The sequence below is a fragment of the Acidovorax sp. GW821-FHT10A04 genome (assembly GCF_059415825.1).
Window position 1 is genome coordinate 667129 of sequence record NZ_JBWKNZ010000001.1, and the last position, 15648, is coordinate 682776.

Below are 15648 nucleotides of genomic sequence, written 5' to 3' on the forward strand. Positions count from 1 at the left end.
AAACCCGCCCATCCCTCGCAGGATGGCGGGCTGCGCTGAAAACCGCGCGGGTCAGTTATCCCAGCGGCGCAGGACCAGGCTGGCGTTGGTGCCGCCGAAGCCAAAACTGTTGGACAGCGCCGTGCGGATCGGCGCGTCGCGCGTTTCGCGCACCAGGGGCATGCCCTCGGCAGCGGGCTCCAGGTTCTCGATGTTGGCCGAGCCGGCGATGAAGCCCTGGCGCAGCATCAGCAGGCAGTAGATGGCCTCCTGCACGCCGGTGGCACCTAGCGAGTGGCCGGTGAGCGACTTGGTGGACGAGAACGGGGGGATGGCATCTCCGAAGACTTCGCGGATCGCGCGCAGCTCGGGAACGTCGCCCACGGGCGTGGAGGTGCCGTGGGTGTTGATGTAGTCGATGGGGCCGTCCACGGTGGCAATCGCCTGGCGCATGCAGGCAATGGCGCCGTCGCCCGAGGGGGCGACCATGTCGGCACCGTCCGAGGTGGCGCCGAAACCGACGACTTCGCCCAGGATGGTGGCACCGCGCGCCTGCGCGTGCTCCAGGCTTTCGAGCACCACGGCACCGCCGCCGCCCGACAGCACGAAGCCGTCGCGATTCGCGTCATAGGCACGCGAGGCCCTCTCGGGCGTGGCGTTGTAGGCGCTGGACATGGCGCCCATGGCGTCGAACAGCAGGCCCATGCCCCAGCTGACTTCTTCGCCGCCGCCGGCGAACATCACGTCCTGCATGCCCCAGGCGATCTGCTGGGCGGCCGCGCCGATGCAGTGGGCCGAGGTGCTGCAGGCCGAGGTGATGGAGTAATTGATGCCCTTGATGCCGAAGTTGGTCGACAGGCAGGCGGACACGGTGGAGCTCATGCAGCGCGTGACCTGGTAGGGCCCCACGCGGCGGATGCCCTTGCTGCGCAGAATGTCGGCCGCCTCGATCTGGTTGGCGGGCGAGCCGCCGCCCGAGCCCATGATGAGGCCGGTGCGCGGGTGCGAGACCTGCTCGGGCGTGAGGCCCGATTCGGCAATCGCGTTGGCCAGCGAGATGTGGGCGTAGGCGGCCGCATCACCCATGAAGCGCAGCTGCTTGCGGTCGATCAGCTCTTCGAGGTTGATCTGCGGCACACCCGCCACCTGGCTGCGCATGCCCAGCTCGGTGAACTGGGGCATGGCGCGGATGCCGGGCCGGCTTTCGCGCAGCGATTCGGTGACGCTGGCACTGTCATTGCCAATGCACGAGACAATGCCCGTGCCCGTGATGACCACGCGTTTCATGCTGCCTCCCCTGGGGCTGCACCGGCTTCCTCGCGCTTGAACAGTCCCACGCGCAGGTCGCTGGCGACGTAGATTTCCTTGCCGTCGGCATACAGGCGCGCATCGCCGATGGCCATGACCAGTTTGCGCTTGATCACGCGCTTGATGTCGATCTCATAGGTGACCAGCTTCACGTCCGGGCCCACTTCGCCCGTGAACTTGACTTCGCCGGCGCCCAGGGCGCGGCCCTTGCCGGGCAGGCGCAGCCAGGTCAGGTAAAAGCCGATCAGCTGCCACATGGCGTCCAGGCCCAGGCAGCCGGGCATGACCGGGTCGCCCTGGAAGTGGCAGGCAAAGAACCAAAGGTCGGGACGCACATCCAGCTCGGCGCGGATCCTTCCCAGCCCGTGCTCGCCGCCATCGCTGTCGATGTGCGTGATGCGGTCGAACATCAGCATGGGCGGCAGCGGCAAACGCCCGCTGTCGGCGTCGAACAGCCGTCCCTCGCCCGAGGCGATCAGTTGTTCGTAGGAAAAGGAATCAGCCATTTTCAGTCGTGCTCCAGAACAGCGGCCACACCGCTTCAAATCATCGTTGTATGCAAAACAAGCCCCCGCTTGCGGGCTCTATTATCAAGGCACGGGGCAACCCTGCCAGCGATTGGCCTGCCAGGGCGCTCGGGCACCCGGCCAGGGCTGAGCTGGATCAAGCCCCGGGCCCCTGGAAATCACCGGTTTTCCCGGTTGCGCGCCACTGCGGCGAAGGCAATGATGGCGAGCGCCAGCACCGCCAGCGGTACCAAGCCCCAGCGCGACACCCAGAAAGCATAGGGCGTGATCGCCCAGCCCTGCTGCGCGTCCACCCCCCGGCCCTGCACCGAGCCGAGCAGCACGCCGCGCGTGTGGCGTTCCAGCTGGTGCGTGACCACACCCCGGTGGTCGATGATGGCCGTGGCGCCGGTGTTGGTGGCGCGCACCATGGGCCGCTCGAACTCCAGCGCGCGCATGCGGCTGATGTGCAGGTGCTGGTCGATGGCCACGGTGTTGCCGAACCAGCCGATGTTGCTGAAATTGACGAACACCGTGGGGGCGCCGGCCGGATCGGCAAAGCGCACCCCCAGTTCCTCGCCAAACAGATCCTCGTAGCAGATGTTGGGGGCGATGCGCTGCCCAGCCCAGGCGAATGGCGCCTGGCCCAGGCCGCCCCGGTTGAAATCACCCAGGGGGATGTTCATCATCTGCGTGAACCACTTGAAGAAGGGCGGGATGAACTCGCCGAACGGCACCAGGTGGTGCTTGTCGTAGCGGTAGGGGGCGGTCAGGCCAGGACGCGCACCCAGCACCGAATTGGTGTAGCCCTCGCTCTCGTCCCCCAGCGGAATGCCCAGCAGCACGGCCTGCGAGCCGCTGCCATAGCGCCGGGCGATGCCTTCGAGGTAGCCCGGTATCAGCTGCTGCGGCAAGAGGGGAATGGCGGTCTCCGGCGCCACGACCAGCGACGCGCTGGCGCCGTCGAGTTGCTCCCGATACCACTGCAGGGCCAATGGCACGCCCGAGCCGGGCTGGAATTTCTCGTCCTGAGGGATATTGCCCTGCAGCAGTGCCAGTTGCAACGGCGCGGGCGCCCGCGCCGCCGGCGTGTGGCACAGCTCCACGGCACAGTGGCGGTCCACGGCGGCCAGGCCCAGCAGGGCCAGCCCCCCCGCCACCAGGGCCCAGGCACGCGGGCTGCGCAGGTCGCTGGCGCGCAACTGCACCAGCAACATGGCGATCACGGCGGTGACGAAGCACAGGCCGTAGACCCCGACATAGCGCGCCAGCGCCGCCAGCGGACCGTCCACATGGGCATAGCCGCCGGCCCCCCAGGGAAAGCCGGTCCAGAGCCAGCCGCGGGCCATCTCGGCCAGCGTCCAGAGGGCCGCGAACAATAGCGCCGCCCCGACCCGTTGCACCACCGCCAGCCGGCAGAAGGCGCCGATCGCGATCGCGTAGTAGCTGGCCAGAAAGGCGGCCAGCCCGAGGATGGCGGCCACCGTGAGCGGAGCAGCCAGCCCGCCATAGGTGTGCATGGAGATATAGAGCCACCAGAACGTGCCGCACAACCAGGCCGTGGCGAACACGAAGCCCAGCAGCGCCCCGTGGCGCCAGGTGGTGGCGCCTGCGCGCACCTGCCAGGCCAGCACGGCCAGCGATGCGATCTGCAGCCACCACTGGGGCTGGCCGTTCCAGGGCAACGCCAGCGAAGCCGCCTGCGCAAGCCCCGCCACCACGGCGATCAACAGCGGCAAGGTGATTCTGGATCCCTGCGTTCCGCGCTCCAGCCCCATCAGTCGCCAGCCTGGCTCTCTTCGATCCGCGACACCTTGAACCAGCGCACGGCGCCGCCCTTGGTGTGCAGCACCACGAAATGCAGGCCGCCGAGCTGCACATGCTCGCCGCGCCTGGGCACATGGCCCATCTCATGGGCAATGAGGCCGCCGATGGTGTCGAAGGCCTCCTCGCGGTCGCTGCCCTGCAGCGTGACCCCGAAAGACTCGGCCACGCGTTCGATGGGCGTGTCGCCGCTCACGCGGTAGGTGCGGTCGGCCAGGGCAAAGATGTCGCCCGCATCCTCGGGAATGTCGAACTCGTCCTCGATCTCGCCGACGATCTGTTCGAGCACGTCTTCGATGGTGATGAGCCCTGCCACGCGGCCGAACTCGTCAATCACGATGGCCAAATGGTTGCGGTTGCCGCGAAACTCGCGCAGCAGATCATTCAGGCCCTTGCTCTCGGGCACGAACACGGCCGGGCGCAGCAGTGCGCGGATATTGAGCTCGGGCGCCCGCTGCAGCTTGAGCAGATCCTTGGCCATGAGGATGCCGATGATGTTCTCGCGCTCGCCCTGGTACACCGGAAAGCGCGAGTGGGCCGTGGTGATCACCAGGTACAGCAGCTCATCGAAGGGCGCGTCGATGTTGACGAGGTCCATGCGCGGCGCGGCCACCATCACGTCGCCCGCCGTCATGTCGGCCATGCGGATCACACGTTCGAGCATCACGCGGGATTCCGCGCCAATGACGTCGTTGTCCTCGGCTTCGGCCAGCGTCTCGATCAGTTCTTCGGTCGAGTCCGGTCCGGGGTGGATGAACTCGGCGACTTTCTGCAGGAAGGTGCGCTTGTCTTCCTTTTCGGGCAATCGCCCGGGGTGCGGGTCAGACACTGTCTTGGAGTGCAGGACGTGCGGTAGTGGATCAGGGGCTCTAGGATAGCGGATTGTTGTGACAGCGCCTGTCGTCCGGGCGGCCATCGCCCGGTACGGGCCCGCCTAAGCGCCGCCGTCCGGCCTATTCGGCGGACTGGTGGCGTGCATGTTGCACGCCGCTGCGCACTTCCTGCACACCGGCGAGGAAGTCCCAGAACTGCTTGGCCTGGCGCTTGAGCTGGTAGTCCACCTCGGCGAACTGCTGCTCGACCAGTTCGGCCATGCGGGTGTCGAGACTGGCGGGGGCGATCTGCAGGTAGGCCTCGGACTCTGAGCCATCGCGGCGCACCTGCGCACCCGCATTGCGGGCGATCTTGAGCATGGCGGTGTTTTCGGACAGCGCGTGGATGAACACCATGTTCACCCCCTCGTTGCGGGCATGCATCACGGCGCGCTCGAACAGGCGTGCGCCGAAACCCCGGCCCCGGGCCTGCTTGAGCACGGACACGCCGAATTCGGCGCAGTGCTTGTATTCAGGGTGCTCGGAGAATGCCAGGTGCGCCATGGCAATCAGTTCGAGGCGGCGGTTGTAGATGCCGAAGATCTCGTCGCGGTTGAAGTCGAGCTGGTCCGCATAGCGGCGGATCTGCTCGTCGTTGGCCGCGTAGCCAAAGCGCAGGTAGCGGTCGGCGGGCTCCAGCCGCAGCAGGTGGGCCGTGATGCGCTCGCGGTACGAAGGGCCGAGCGAACGGATGGGAACCATCAACGGTGCAGACATGGTGTCCTCGCTCTCATGCGGGCGCCCCGTGACCGGGCGCAGCATTCCCCGGCCTGCGTCCCAGGATGCCTTGAGCCAGTCTTTGGTAGCGATCATGCCTCCGAATATAAGGGTTTTCCCTAGGAATTTCCAGTGATTTTTGCTGCACCGCAGCAAAATAGGGAGGCACGTCGAATTCCTTCAAAAATGGCGAAACTTGTTTACCAGCGCCCGCCAATAGCTCTCAGTTCCATAGCAGTTGATGGGAAGTACAGGGCATGACACCACGCCACCGAGGCACCTGCTGGCCCTGAAGCGCCACGTTAAGCCTCCCGCGCGCGGGATGCAATAGCAACAGCCCTGGCCATGCGGGATTGGTGGCCGCGAACAGGTTCTAAGGGCCGGAAGCCCCCTCCGCCTGCGGTGGACTGGCCGGCAGCAGTTGTGCCGGCGCGGGGTCCGTCGCGGGCCCGCCACAGGCGGGCGGCATGCCCAAGGGCTCGCCCCGGTCATTGCCGCGCGCCTTTTCGAGCACGCTGGCACGGTCCACGGACAGGGCCACGGAATCCCCCAGCTGCAGCAGCGCCCGATCCAGGCCCTGGGTCTCGGACAGATCCAGTTGCCCGGCACGGGTATCGACCCGCAGCGAGCGCATGCGGGCGGCGTTCACCTCCAGCGCTGCCGTGCCCCGGCGCGTGCGTTCCGCGCACTGGGCCACGTCCTCGGCCAGCGCGGGCGTGGTTCCGGACGCGCAGGGCCGGCACTGCGTGGACCACAGGTCCAGGCGCCCGATGGCACCGCGCACGGCGATGGCCTGCCCGACCACCTCCAGGCGCTCCACGGGAGTCCGCGCTTCGATACGGGCGCGTGCAAGCGCCAGGTGCCGGAACTGGGCGGGCAGCACGATCTCATCCATCCACACCGTCGATTTCCCGTGTCGCCTGGGCGGCACACCGGCAACCGCCGGAACTTCGGTCCAGCGCAGGACCAGCATGTCGGCTTCCCGGCGGGCGGTCAGCTCCGGGAATTGCGCAGGCAGCGTGTCCGGGTCCTCGCCCTCCCCCCGCCGTGCCCGCAGGGTGATGCGCACCTCGGGTGCCTCGTCCAGCACCACGCGCACCGCCAGCCGCTGGGCATTGCCGCCCCCCTCCTCCAGCCGGAGCCCGGTCACGCCCTCCAGCGCCGGGGCCGGGATCGCGTAGGCGATGGCGGTGGGTTCGGGTCGTTTGAAACGCTCCATCCCGCTCAAGGCCAGCAGGGCCCAGAACAGCAGCAGGGTGGCCAGGAAGAGCCAGCGCCCGCGCCGGGGCAGGGCGTGCCGTCGCGTCGCAGTGGCACTCACAGCAGCTCCTTTTCCTGGAGGTGCACATAGGCCTGCAACCACAGCAGTGCCGGCAGGCCGATCCACAGGAGTGCGTTGACGGCATGGACCGCCGCATCCAGGGGCACCGAGCGGCGCGCCGACCACCATGCAAAAAGCACCTCCCCACGCACGCCGGCCATGGAGCACAGCAGCGCCGTGAGAACGAACAGGGCAAAGCCCAGCGCGAGGGTCTTGAGCAGCGAGGCCCGTGCGTAGTACAGCGAGCCGGCCACGGCAAACGCCTGCAGGGCCCAGACCGCAACCAGCCAACCGGTTTGCTGGGGTACCGGCATGGCCTGCCTGGCGGCCATCTTCAGCAGGGGCACGAAGAGCGCATAGTCCTCGGGCTTGAAGGACTGCGGCTCCAGGGCGGAGCGCGCCGCGATGGCGATCTGCTGCGCCGGCCAGGAGATCGCCAGAAACAGCAGGCTGTAGGCCAGCGGATAGGCAATGGCCACCACCACGATGCACAGCAACCATTTCTCGAACGCCGAGGCGGGCCGCATCAATGCCAGCAGGGCCGACTCGCGTTGCGCCATGGCGCCGAAATAGCGCCCGGCAAACACGAAACCGGTAAGGAACAAGCCGCCAAAGTACAGCGCCGCCTGCACGGTGGTCTGGAAAGCCGCAAAGCCCGACACCCCCAGCAGGAACAACAGCAGTGCGACGTAGAGCATGCCGCTCACCAACATGTGCGCCAGGTACTGGGGCCGCTGCTCGGCCCAGTGGGCACGCGCCAGACGCCGCCAGCGCGGCCAGGACAAGGTGGGCGACTCGGGTCCACGCACAGGGATGAATTCCATGGTCATGCCTGCTCCAGGTCCGGGCTGGCCTGCTGCGATGGCGCCAGCGCCGCCAGCATGCCGTCGCGGTTGAGGCTCAGCGCCTTGTACAGCAGCTCCAGCTGCACGGCGCCCTCTGCCGACGGCGCCTGTGCGCCGGATCGGGAATGGCGCGCCACATAGGCGATCTGCTGGCCGATGCTTTCCTGGTAGAGCAGGTCCTGCGCGGCGGGCAAGTCCTGCACACCACTGGCCACACCGGTGCGCAGCACCCCGGCGAGGTCGGCCATGCGCGCCGACAGGGCCAGCTGGCCCTGGTCGATGAACCAGATGTGGCTCAGGATGCTTTCGAGGTCATGGGCCTGGTGGGTGCTGATGAGCACGGCGCGCTCGGCGTGCTCGGGCCGCTGCACCAGGCGGCGGAACTGGCCGCGGCCCACGATGTCCAGCCCGTTCGTCGGCTCGTCCATGAGCAGCAGCGTCGTGCCCGTGGCCAGCGCGAAGGCGATCGCGGCCTTTTTCTTCTGCCCCAGGCTCATGGCCTCGAAACGGCTGGCGGTGGGTACCTCGAGCTCGGCCAGGTATTCCCCGAACAGGGCCTTCGAGAAGCGCGGATAGAACACGCCCTGGGTGTCCGCCAGCTGACCCGTGGTCAGGTTGGGCAGGTGGAATTCCTCGGGCACGATGTAGATGCCGGCGAGGAAATCCGCCGCCCGCTGGCGCGGCACCTGGCCCAGCACCTGCATGCGACCGCCCCAGGGGGTGAGCAGCCCGCACAGGAGCTTGAGCAAGGTGGACTTGCCACTGCCGTTGCGCCCGAAGAGACCGTAGATGCCGGGCTGGTGCACCTCGGCGGAAAAGCCCTGGTAGAGCGCGTTGCGGCCATAGCCGAAGTGCAGGTCGTCGATGGCGATCATGGGTGGCAGTCCGGCCTTTCATGCACGCAGGCGCAGGGCCACGGCGCGCGCATTGTCACACGGGCACTGCGGTGGTCGCCTTCACGCGGTCCAGCACGAAGCTGGTCTTGCAGTCCTGCACGCTGGGGTGCTTGAGCAGCGTGTCCATGATGAAGCGGCTGTAGTGCGCCATGTCGGCCACCACCACGCGCAAGAGGTAGTCCATTTCGCCGGTGAGCGAGGCGCACTCGACCACCTCGGGCCAGGTCTGCACGCTGGCGCGGAACACGTCCATGGGGTTGCGCTTGTGGCTTTCGGTGTGCTTTTCCAGGCGCACGTTGAGGTAGGCGGTGAGCCCCAGGCCCACGGCCTCGGGCGGCACCAGGGCCACGTAGCGCGCGATCACGCCCGCGTCCTCGAGCCGCTTGACCCGGCGCAGCACGGCGCTGGGCGAGAGCCCCACCTGCTCGCCGATCACGTCATAGGTCTCGCGGCCATTTTCCTGCAACCGGCGCAGTATGGCCCGATCCAGCTTGTCAAGTGCGTTGAAAGCAGTCATTGCGCAGGATTTTACGAAATTGCCGGGCGCCGCGATGGCCCTTCACCAAACTCGGGTATGTCCCGATAGTGACACAGGGGGCTGCCAACAAACAATGAATACCGCAAAAACGAACGGTCGTTCTTTTTTGCGAAAACCAAAAATATCCATCAACGGAGACAAGCACATGACCGGTTTCTTTGGCCGCCTTCTGCGGCGACTCGCGCTCGCCGCTACCGCTTCGACACTGCTCCTGGGGGCCAGTGCCCATGCACAGGCCGGGTACACGCAGACGCGCTACCCCATCGTGCTGGTGCACGGCCTCTTCGGTTTCGATTCGGCGCTGGGCGTGGACTATTTCTACGGCATCCCCGACGCGCTGCGCCAGGGGGGCGCCAAGGTCTATGTGGCCCAGGTCTCGGCGGCCAACAGCACCGAGGTGCGTGGCGAGCAGTTGCTGGCCCAGGTGAAGAACATCCTGGCCATCACGGGTGCGGCCAAGGTCAACCTGGTGGGCCACTCGCATGGCGGGCCCACGGCGCGCTACGTGGCCGGCGTGGCCCCGGGCAAGATCGCCTCGGTGACCTCGGTGGGCGGCGTCAACCGCGGCTCGCGCGTGGCCGACATCATGCGCGGCGTGGCGCCCGCGGGCTCGGTGTCCGAGACCATCGCCAACGGCGCGGCCTCGGCGCTGGTGGCGCTGATCAACCTGACCTCGGGGGGCTCCGGCCTGCCGCAGATGCCCACGGCAGCGCTCGACTCGCTGACCACGGCCGGCTCGGCCGCCTTCAACCGCCGCTTCCCGCAGGGCGTTCCCACCGCAGGCTGCGGCAACGGGGCCGAGTTGGTCAATGGCGTGCGCTACTACTCCTGGACGGGCACCAAGACCCTGACCAATGTGCTTGACGCGAGCGACGCCCTGCTCGGCGTGCTGGGCCTGGTCTTCGGCGAAGCCAACGACGGCCTGGTCTCGGCCTGCTCCTCGCGGCTGGGCACCCACCTGGGCGACTACCGCCAGAACCACCTCGACGAGGTGAACCAGCTCGTGGGCCTGCGCGACTGGTTCTCGACCGACCCGGTCACCCTGTACCGCCAGCAGGCCAACCGCCTCAAGGCAGCCGGCCTGTAATTTGCGATGATGGCCGCCATGGACCGCCTGCCCCGCCCCGCCGTGACCGCCATTGCCCTGGCGCTGCTGGTCGCGGCTGTGCTCGGGTGGCGGGCCTGGCGGGCCGAGGCGAGCCAGGACACCGGGCCCGGCTCCGGCACGGCAGCACCTGTGGCAGGCGCTGCTCTGCCCGCCCGCAGCACGGCATCGGCAGCGCCCGCGTCCGCAGCGCTGGCCGCCGCTTCGGCCGCCTCACTGGCGGCAGGGGGCAGCGACCCCTTGCTGGTGCCCGGCCTGCGCCACACGCTGGAAGCCCTGATCGCCGATGCCGGCGAAGCCAGCGACCCAGAGGCCCTCAAGAAACGCCTGGCGCAGCTGGTAGGCGAGCGTTTCCCTGCCGCGCTGGCCACCCGCGCCCTCGCCCTGGCCGAGCGCTACGTGGACTACCGCGTGGCGCTGGGCGCCTTGTCGGCCCCCCGCGATCCCAGCGATCCGCGCGCACTGCGCGAGGCCATCGAGGCGCGCCAGAAGGTCCGGCAGCAGCACTTCCAGGAAGAAGAGCACGACGCCCTGTTCGCGCAGGAGGCCGAACTCGACCGCTACACCCTGGCGCGCCTGGAGATCGCGCGCAACACCCAGCTCTCGCCGCAGGAGCGCGCCAGCGCACTGCGCGCCGCCGAGTCCGAACTCGCGCCCGAGCGCCGCGCCGAACGCGCCGCCGCCACGGCCCACCTCGATGCGGCGGCCCAGACCGCGGCCTTCAACGCCCAGGGCGTGGGCGATGTCCAGCGCCACCTGGCGCGCAGCGCACAGTACGGCGAGCAAGCGGCCCACGCCCTGGCCCAGCTGGACCGCGACGAGCAGCACTGGCAGAACCGGCTCGACGAGCTCGGCCAGGCCCGCGCCCGGCAGGGCGAGGCCGCCGCTCAGGCCCTGCGCCAGCAGCTGTTCTCGGCCGAAGAGCTGCAGCGGGTGGACGCCGCACTGGCCCTGCGCGCCCTGCAGGCCCCGGGTTCGCGCCCCTGACGCGGCATCCCCAGGGGCTTTGCCTTCCATCGGGCCAGCGCGCGCCCAGCACCGGGGAACACCCACGCGGTAACAAAGGGTAAACCCTGTACAGATGCCTATACTGCGCATTCCCGGAAATCAAGAGGATCCCGATGTCGCTCCGTAGCACCTTGTTCAGCGTTGCCTTGGCCGCGGCGGCCACCGCCGCCCTGGCGCAGACCCCGTCCGCCCCGATGACCATCGTGGTGCCCTACCCTGCAGGCGGCCCGCTGGACACCTCGGCCCGCATCATCGCGGAAGGCGCTGCCGCACAGCTGGGCGCCGTCAAGGTGGAAAACAAGCCCGGTGCCGGTGGCGGAACCGGTGCCGATCTGGTGGCCAAGTCGCCAGCCGGCAGCAACCAGCTGCTGATGGGCGCCGTAGCCACCCATGCCGTGAACCCCTGGCTGTACAAGAACTTCCCGTACAACCCGATCAAGGACTTCAAGCCCATCGCGCTCGTGGCCCGCACACCAAACGTGCTGGTCGTGAACGCCGAACAGGCCGCCAAGCTGGGCATCAAGACCACGCCCGACCTGGTGCAGTACCTCAAGAAGAACCCCGACCAGGCCAAGTACGGCTCGGGCGGCAACGGCAGCATCGGCCATATCTCGGCCGAGATGTTCAAGTCGCTCACCAACACCAGGATGGGCCACACCCCCTTCCAGGGATCGAACCCGGCGCTGGCCGCGCTGCAATCGGGCCAGGTGCTGCTGGTGTTCGACAACCTCGCGTCGGCGCTGCCGCACATCCGCTCGGGCAAGCTGCTCGCGCTGGGCGTGACCACCCTGAGCCGCAACGATGCGCTGCCCCAGGTGCCCAGCATCAACGACTCGGTCCAGGGCTTCAATGTGTCGACCTGGTTCGGCCTGTTCGCCCCGGCGTCCCTGCCGCAGGCCGATGCGCAGCGCTATGCGGCGGCGTTCACCGCGGTCATGCAATCGCCCGCCGGCAAGGAAAAATTCAAGCAGATGGGCATCACGCCCGAAGAACTCACGCTCGATGGCTTCGCGCAGTTCGTGCGCTCTGAAAACAGCAAGTACGAATTCCTGATCCGCGCCGCCAAGATCAAGATTGAGTAGGCACCGGGGAGCTCAGCCCCTGCCGATCTCGGCCAGGCAGGCGCTGATGACCTCGGGGTGCAGCGCCATCTCCACGTGCGCCGGGCCATCGAGGAAACGGTTGTCCGCACCCACCAGGGTCGCGGTGCTGGCCGGGAAGACGATGTTGTCGCAGTTGGAGTACCAGCACACGAAGCGCTGGGCACGCCCCTGCGGCTCCACGCTCAGCAGCCCCTTCACCCAATCGCCCGCCAGGCTCATCTGGCGGCCGTTGACGGCACGGCTGAAGCGCCCGAGCCAGGTGCCGCCATGCGGCGTACCCAGGGTCAGGATGCGGTGCACGCGCGCATCGGCCGCATGCGCGCGCAGCCAGGCACGTGCCGCCAGGCCGCCCATGCTGTGGCACAGCAGCACCGGCGACATGCCGGTGGCGGCCGTCACGCGCAGCACGGCGTCTTCGATGATCGCGGCATAGTCGTCGATGGAGCCCATCACCGGCTCCAGGTTCACCGCCACATGGGCATGGCCCTGTGCGCGCAGCGGCCCATACCAGGGCAGCCACAGCCCCCGGTTGCACATGAAGCCATGCACCAGCACCACGCCGCGGCGCCCCGTGCCCTGCGCCGGCAGCCAGTCCCCCACGGCCTGGTGGCGAAACGGCTGGCGCCAGCAGAACACCACCAGGGCCACCCAGACCTCGGCCCACCAGGCGCGCACCACCTGTGCAGCGCGCGCGCGGGGCGCGCCATCGCCCCGGTTGAGGTGGTGCATGAGCACGAACTCGATGGCCATCACCAGCCAGAACAAGGCCAGGGGCGCCAGCGCACCGGCCAGCGCCCGCACGGGGGATTGCGGCCACTGCCAGGCCAGCCAGGCGGTCTCGGCCAGTGCCAGGATCAGGAGGAGGATTTTTTGCCAGCGCGCAATCATGGTTTGCAGTGGAGTTGTTTCCGGTCAACGCCGGCTGTTCAAGACCATTTTGAACAGGGTCTAATGGCGTGCCTGCATTGTGCGGCCACACGAGAGGGACCTATGGACGCGGCCCAGACCATCCGCGACAGCATTGCCGATGTCAACGCCCTGCGCCTGCACCGCACGGGGGATGCCCCCCTGGGGGTCGCCGTGGCGACAATCAAGACCCTGCAGGCGCGCCGCTTTGCGGGCACCTATGCGGACCTGATGGCTTCGCCCGCGTTCGGCCCCGCGGCGCGCTTTTTTCTGGAAGAACTCTACAGCGACCGCGACTACACGGCGCGCGACCAGCAGTTCGGCCGCATCGCAGGCACGCTGCAGACCATGTTCCCGCGCCCCGTGGTGGACACGGCCGTGGCCCTGGCCGTGCTGCACGCCCAGACCGAGAACCTGGACCAGGACATGGGCCGCGCCTGGCTGCAGACCGTCACAGCCGAACCCGAGGCCATGCGCTACACCACCGCCTGGCGCGCCGTGGGCCAGCGCGCCGGGCGCCAGCAGCAGCTGGCGCGCGTGCTGGCCATGGGCCGCGACCTGGCGCGCCTGACCCGGGCGCCCGGCCTGCGCACCATGCTGCGCATGATGCGCGGGCCCGCCACGGCGGCCGGCATGGGCGCGCTGCAGCAGTTCCTCGAAGCCGGGTTCGACACCTTCGGCCAGCTCGCGCGCCAGCGCGGCGCGGTGGAGCAGTTCCTGGCCACCATCGAGCAGCGCGAGGAAGCCTTGATGCGCCTGCTGTTCGAGGGCGATGCTGTCACCTCGGGGACCGAACTGGCCCGCACCCTAGGACAAGCCCGGTAGCCGGTTTCCTGCCTGCACTTCCACAATCTGTGCCCATCTATCTACTGGTGTGCACAAGGAAAACGCATGGAAAAGATCTGGCTCAAGAGCTACCCACCGGGCGTCCCGCATGACGTGAAGCCCGAGCAATACCGCTCTGTGGCCCATATGCTGGAGGAATCCTTCCGCAAGAATGCATCGAACCCGTTCTCGGTCTGCATGGACCAGTGGATGTCGTACGGCGAGCTCGACCGCCTGTCCGGCGCGCTGGGCGCCTACCTGCAGGGCCTGGGGCTCGAGCCCGGGGCGCGCGTGGCCATCATGCTGCCCAACGTGCCCCAGTTCGGCGTGACCATGGCCGCCGTGCTGCGCGCCGGCTACACCTGCGTGAACGTGAACCCGCTGTACACCGCACGCGAGCTGCAGCACCAGCTCAAGGACTCGGGCGCCACGGCCATCGTGATCCTGGAGAATTTCGCCCACACCCTGGCCGAGGTGATCGACAACACGGCCGTGCAGCATGTGGTCATGGCCTCCATGGGCGACCTGCTGGGCTTCTGGTTCGGCCACTGGATCACCTTTGCCGTGCGCCACCTGGCCAAGATGGTGCCGGCCTACGACCTGCCGCTGACCAACGGCCGCAAGGTCGTGCCGTTCAAGAAGGCGCTGGCCCTGGGCGAGCGCCGCACCCTGGCCCCGAGCCAGGCCACGCTCGACTCCATCGCCTTCCTGCAGTACACAGGCGGCACCACCGGCCTGTCCAAGGGCGCGGTGCTCACGCACCGCTGCATCGTGGCCGCCACGCTGCAGGCCGAGGCCTGGTTCACCCCGGCACTGTCCAAGGTGGGCGACCTCAGCCGCGCCAACAGCGTTGCCGCCCTGCCGCTGTACCACATCTTCGCGCTCACGCTGTGCCTGCTGGCCATCCGCCAGGGCTCCAGCCTGACGCTGATTCCGAACCCGCGCGACATCCCCAAGTTCGTGGCCGAGCTCAAGAAGCGCCCCTTCCACATGCTGCCCGCCGTGAACACCCTGTTCAATGCACTGCTGCAGAACCCGCAGTTCCGCGCGCTCGACTTCTCGCACCTGTGCGTGTCGCAGGCCGGGGGCATGGCCGCCTCCGAGGGCACGGCCAAGCAGTGGCAGAAGGTCACGGGCAACACCATGATCGAGGGCTGGGGCATGAGCGAGACCTGCGCCATCGGCACCAACAACCCGGTGACCAACACCGAGTTCAGCGGCAGCATCGGCCTGCCGCTGCCGGGCATCGACATCGCCATCAAGGACGATGCAGGCAACAGCCTGCCCCAGGGCGAATCGGGCGAGATCTGCATCCGCGGCCCCAACGTGATGACCGGCTACTACAACCAGCCCGAGGAAAACGCCAAGGCCTTCACGGCCGACGGCTTCATGCGCACGGGCGACATCGGCATCATGGACGAGCGCGGCTACACGCGCATCATCGACCGCAAGAAGGACATGATCCTGGTCAGCGGCTTCAACGTCTTCCCCAACGAGCTCGAACAGGTCGTCTCGCTGTGCCCCGGCGTGGTGGAGTGCGCGGCCATCGGCATCCCGGACGAAAAGCAGGGCGAGGCGATCAAGATCTTCGTGATCAAGAGCGACCCGGCCCTGAGCGAGGAGGACGTGGCCCGCTTCTGCCAGGAAAACCTCACCGGCTACAAGCGCCCCAAGTACATCGAGTTCCGCGACGAACTGCCCAAGAGCAATGTGGGCAAGATCCTGCGGCGCGAGCTGCGCGCGCCCACGGCCTAGACGCCCCGGCCGGCGCCGGCCGCACCCCCTTTTCCAGGGCGCCCAGGCGCCCTTTTTTTTGGGGGCGCCAGGGCCCGATCGGCTACGCCACGGCAGGTTCCAAGCTGCCCCCAGATTCCGAGAATACAGGGTTAACACCG

At 68.1% G+C, this 15648-nt stretch carries 15 protein-coding genes; 5 read left to right on the forward strand and 10 right to left on the reverse strand.

From position 1 onward, the window contains the following. Positions 1-51: 51 nt before the first annotated feature. The 9 genes from fabB to AC07PF_RS03030 form a co-directional block, all read right to left on the reverse strand. Positions 52-1266: a beta-ketoacyl-ACP synthase I gene (gene fabB / locus AC07PF_RS02990; protein ID WP_494610842.1), complete on the reverse strand. Its 1215-nt coding sequence runs from the start codon at positions 1264-1266 to the stop codon at positions 52-54. Beyond that, positions 1263-1793 (reverse strand): 3-hydroxyacyl-[acyl-carrier-protein] dehydratase FabA, encoded by a 531-nt coding sequence (fabA, locus tag AC07PF_RS02995; protein ID WP_007851999.1) that lies wholly within the window; start codon positions 1791-1793, stop codon positions 1263-1265. Before fabA ends, fabB begins: the two co-directional genes overlap by 4 nt. Positions 1794-1972: 179 nt before the next feature. After that, on the reverse strand, positions 1973-3571 hold the full coding sequence (gene lnt, locus AC07PF_RS03000; RefSeq protein ID WP_007852003.1) for an apolipoprotein N-acyltransferase: 1599 nt from the start codon (positions 3569-3571) through the stop codon (positions 1973-1975). Further along, positions 3571-4446 (reverse strand): CorC family transporter, encoded by an 876-nt coding sequence (locus AC07PF_RS03005; protein WP_007852006.1) that lies wholly within the window; start codon positions 4444-4446, stop codon positions 3571-3573. The genes lnt and AC07PF_RS03005 overlap by 1 nt, the downstream gene beginning before the upstream one ends. 124 nt (positions 4447-4570) lie before the next feature. Next, positions 4571-5302, reverse strand: a complete 732-nt coding sequence (locus AC07PF_RS03010) for a GNAT family N-acetyltransferase (RefSeq protein ID WP_007852008.1) — start codon at positions 5300-5302, stop codon at positions 4571-4573. A 277-nt stretch (positions 5303-5579) separates the two neighbouring features. After that, positions 5580-6527, reverse strand: a complete 948-nt coding sequence (locus AC07PF_RS03015; RefSeq protein ID WP_494610843.1) for a hypothetical protein — start codon at positions 6525-6527, stop codon at positions 5580-5582. Then, on the reverse strand, positions 6524-7351 hold the full coding sequence (locus tag AC07PF_RS03020) for a hypothetical protein (RefSeq protein ID WP_494610844.1): 828 nt from the start codon (positions 7349-7351) through the stop codon (positions 6524-6526). The genes AC07PF_RS03015 and AC07PF_RS03020 overlap by 4 nt, the downstream gene beginning before the upstream one ends. Positions 7352-7353: 2 nt before the next feature. Beyond that, complete coding sequence (locus AC07PF_RS03025; protein ID WP_494610845.1) at positions 7354-8247, reverse strand: ATP-binding cassette domain-containing protein; 894 nt, start codon at positions 8245-8247, stop codon at positions 7354-7356. 55 nt (positions 8248-8302) lie between these two features. Next, on the reverse strand, positions 8303-8785 hold the full coding sequence (locus tag AC07PF_RS03030) for an Lrp/AsnC family transcriptional regulator (protein WP_145694738.1): 483 nt from the start codon (positions 8783-8785) through the stop codon (positions 8303-8305). 166 nt (positions 8786-8951) lie between these two features. On the opposite strand from AC07PF_RS03030, the gene AC07PF_RS03035 reads away from it, so the two are divergent. The 3 genes from AC07PF_RS03035 (at position 8952) to AC07PF_RS03045 (ending at position 12001) form a co-directional block, all read left to right on the forward strand. Beyond that, positions 8952-9893: an esterase/lipase family protein gene (locus AC07PF_RS03035; RefSeq protein ID WP_007852022.1), complete on the forward strand. Its 942-nt coding sequence runs from the start codon at positions 8952-8954 to the stop codon at positions 9891-9893. An 18-nt stretch (positions 9894-9911) separates the two neighbouring features. Beyond that, a complete protein-coding gene (locus AC07PF_RS03040) occupies positions 9912-10898 on the forward strand; it encodes a lipase secretion chaperone (protein ID WP_108016389.1) in 987 nt (328 codons plus the stop codon). Positions 10899-11032: 134 nt separating this feature from the next. After that, positions 11033-12001, forward strand: a complete 969-nt coding sequence (locus AC07PF_RS03045; RefSeq protein ID WP_007852025.1) for a Bug family tripartite tricarboxylate transporter substrate binding protein — start codon at positions 11033-11035, stop codon at positions 11999-12001. Between the two features lie 12 nt (positions 12002-12013). Here the strand turns inward: AC07PF_RS03045 and AC07PF_RS03050 are convergent, their stop codons facing one another. Beyond that, a complete protein-coding gene (locus tag AC07PF_RS03050; protein ID WP_494610846.1) occupies positions 12014-12910 on the reverse strand; it encodes an esterase/lipase family protein in 897 nt (298 codons plus the stop codon). 102 nt (positions 12911-13012) lie between these two features. Here AC07PF_RS03050 and AC07PF_RS03055 point away from each other — a divergent pair, with 102 nt between their 5' ends. Beyond that, on the forward strand, positions 13013-13753 hold the full coding sequence (locus AC07PF_RS03055; RefSeq protein WP_007852027.1) for an FFLEELY motif protein: 741 nt from the start codon (positions 13013-13015) through the stop codon (positions 13751-13753). Between the two features lie 66 nt (positions 13754-13819). Then, positions 13820-15508 carry an AMP-binding protein gene (locus AC07PF_RS03060; protein ID WP_145694741.1) on the forward strand — a complete coding sequence of 563 codons (1689 nt, stop codon included), beginning with the start codon at positions 13820-13822 and terminating at the stop codon, positions 15506-15508. The last annotated feature ends 140 nt before the right edge of the window (positions 15509-15648 follow it).

Coding starts and splice junctions, on each gene's coding strand:
- AC07PF_RS03055 (WP_007852027.1), top strand. CDS start 13,013: ATGGACGCGGCCCAGACCATCCGCGACAGCATTGCCGATGTCAACGCC.
- lnt (WP_007852003.1), bottom strand. CDS start 3,571: ATGGGGCTGGAGCGCGGAACGCAGGGATCCAGAATCACCTTGCCGCTG.
- AC07PF_RS03050 (WP_494610846.1), bottom strand. CDS start 12,910: ATGATTGCGCGCTGGCAAAAAATCCTCCTCCTGATCCTGGCACTGGCC.
- fabA (WP_007851999.1), bottom strand. CDS start 1,793: ATGGCTGATTCCTTTTCCTACGAACAACTGATCGCCTCGGGCGAGGGA.
- AC07PF_RS03020 (WP_494610844.1), bottom strand. CDS start 7,351: ATGGAATTCATCCCTGTGCGTGGACCCGAGTCGCCCACCTTGTCCTGG.
- AC07PF_RS03025 (WP_494610845.1), bottom strand. CDS start 8,247: ATGATCGCCATCGACGACCTGCACTTCGGCTATGGCCGCAACGCGCTC.
- AC07PF_RS03010 (WP_007852008.1), bottom strand. CDS start 5,302: ATGATCGCTACCAAAGACTGGCTCAAGGCATCCTGGGACGCAGGCCGG.
- AC07PF_RS03030 (WP_145694738.1), bottom strand. CDS start 8,785: ATGACTGCTTTCAACGCACTTGACAAGCTGGATCGGGCCATACTGCGC.
- AC07PF_RS03040 (WP_108016389.1), top strand. CDS start 9,912: ATGGACCGCCTGCCCCGCCCCGCCGTGACCGCCATTGCCCTGGCGCTG.
- AC07PF_RS03060 (WP_145694741.1), top strand. CDS start 13,820: ATGGAAAAGATCTGGCTCAAGAGCTACCCACCGGGCGTCCCGCATGAC.
- fabB (WP_494610842.1), bottom strand. CDS start 1,266: ATGAAACGCGTGGTCATCACGGGCACGGGCATTGTCTCGTGCATTGGC.
- AC07PF_RS03035 (WP_007852022.1), top strand. CDS start 8,952: ATGACCGGTTTCTTTGGCCGCCTTCTGCGGCGACTCGCGCTCGCCGCT.
- AC07PF_RS03045 (WP_007852025.1), top strand. CDS start 11,033: ATGTCGCTCCGTAGCACCTTGTTCAGCGTTGCCTTGGCCGCGGCGGCC.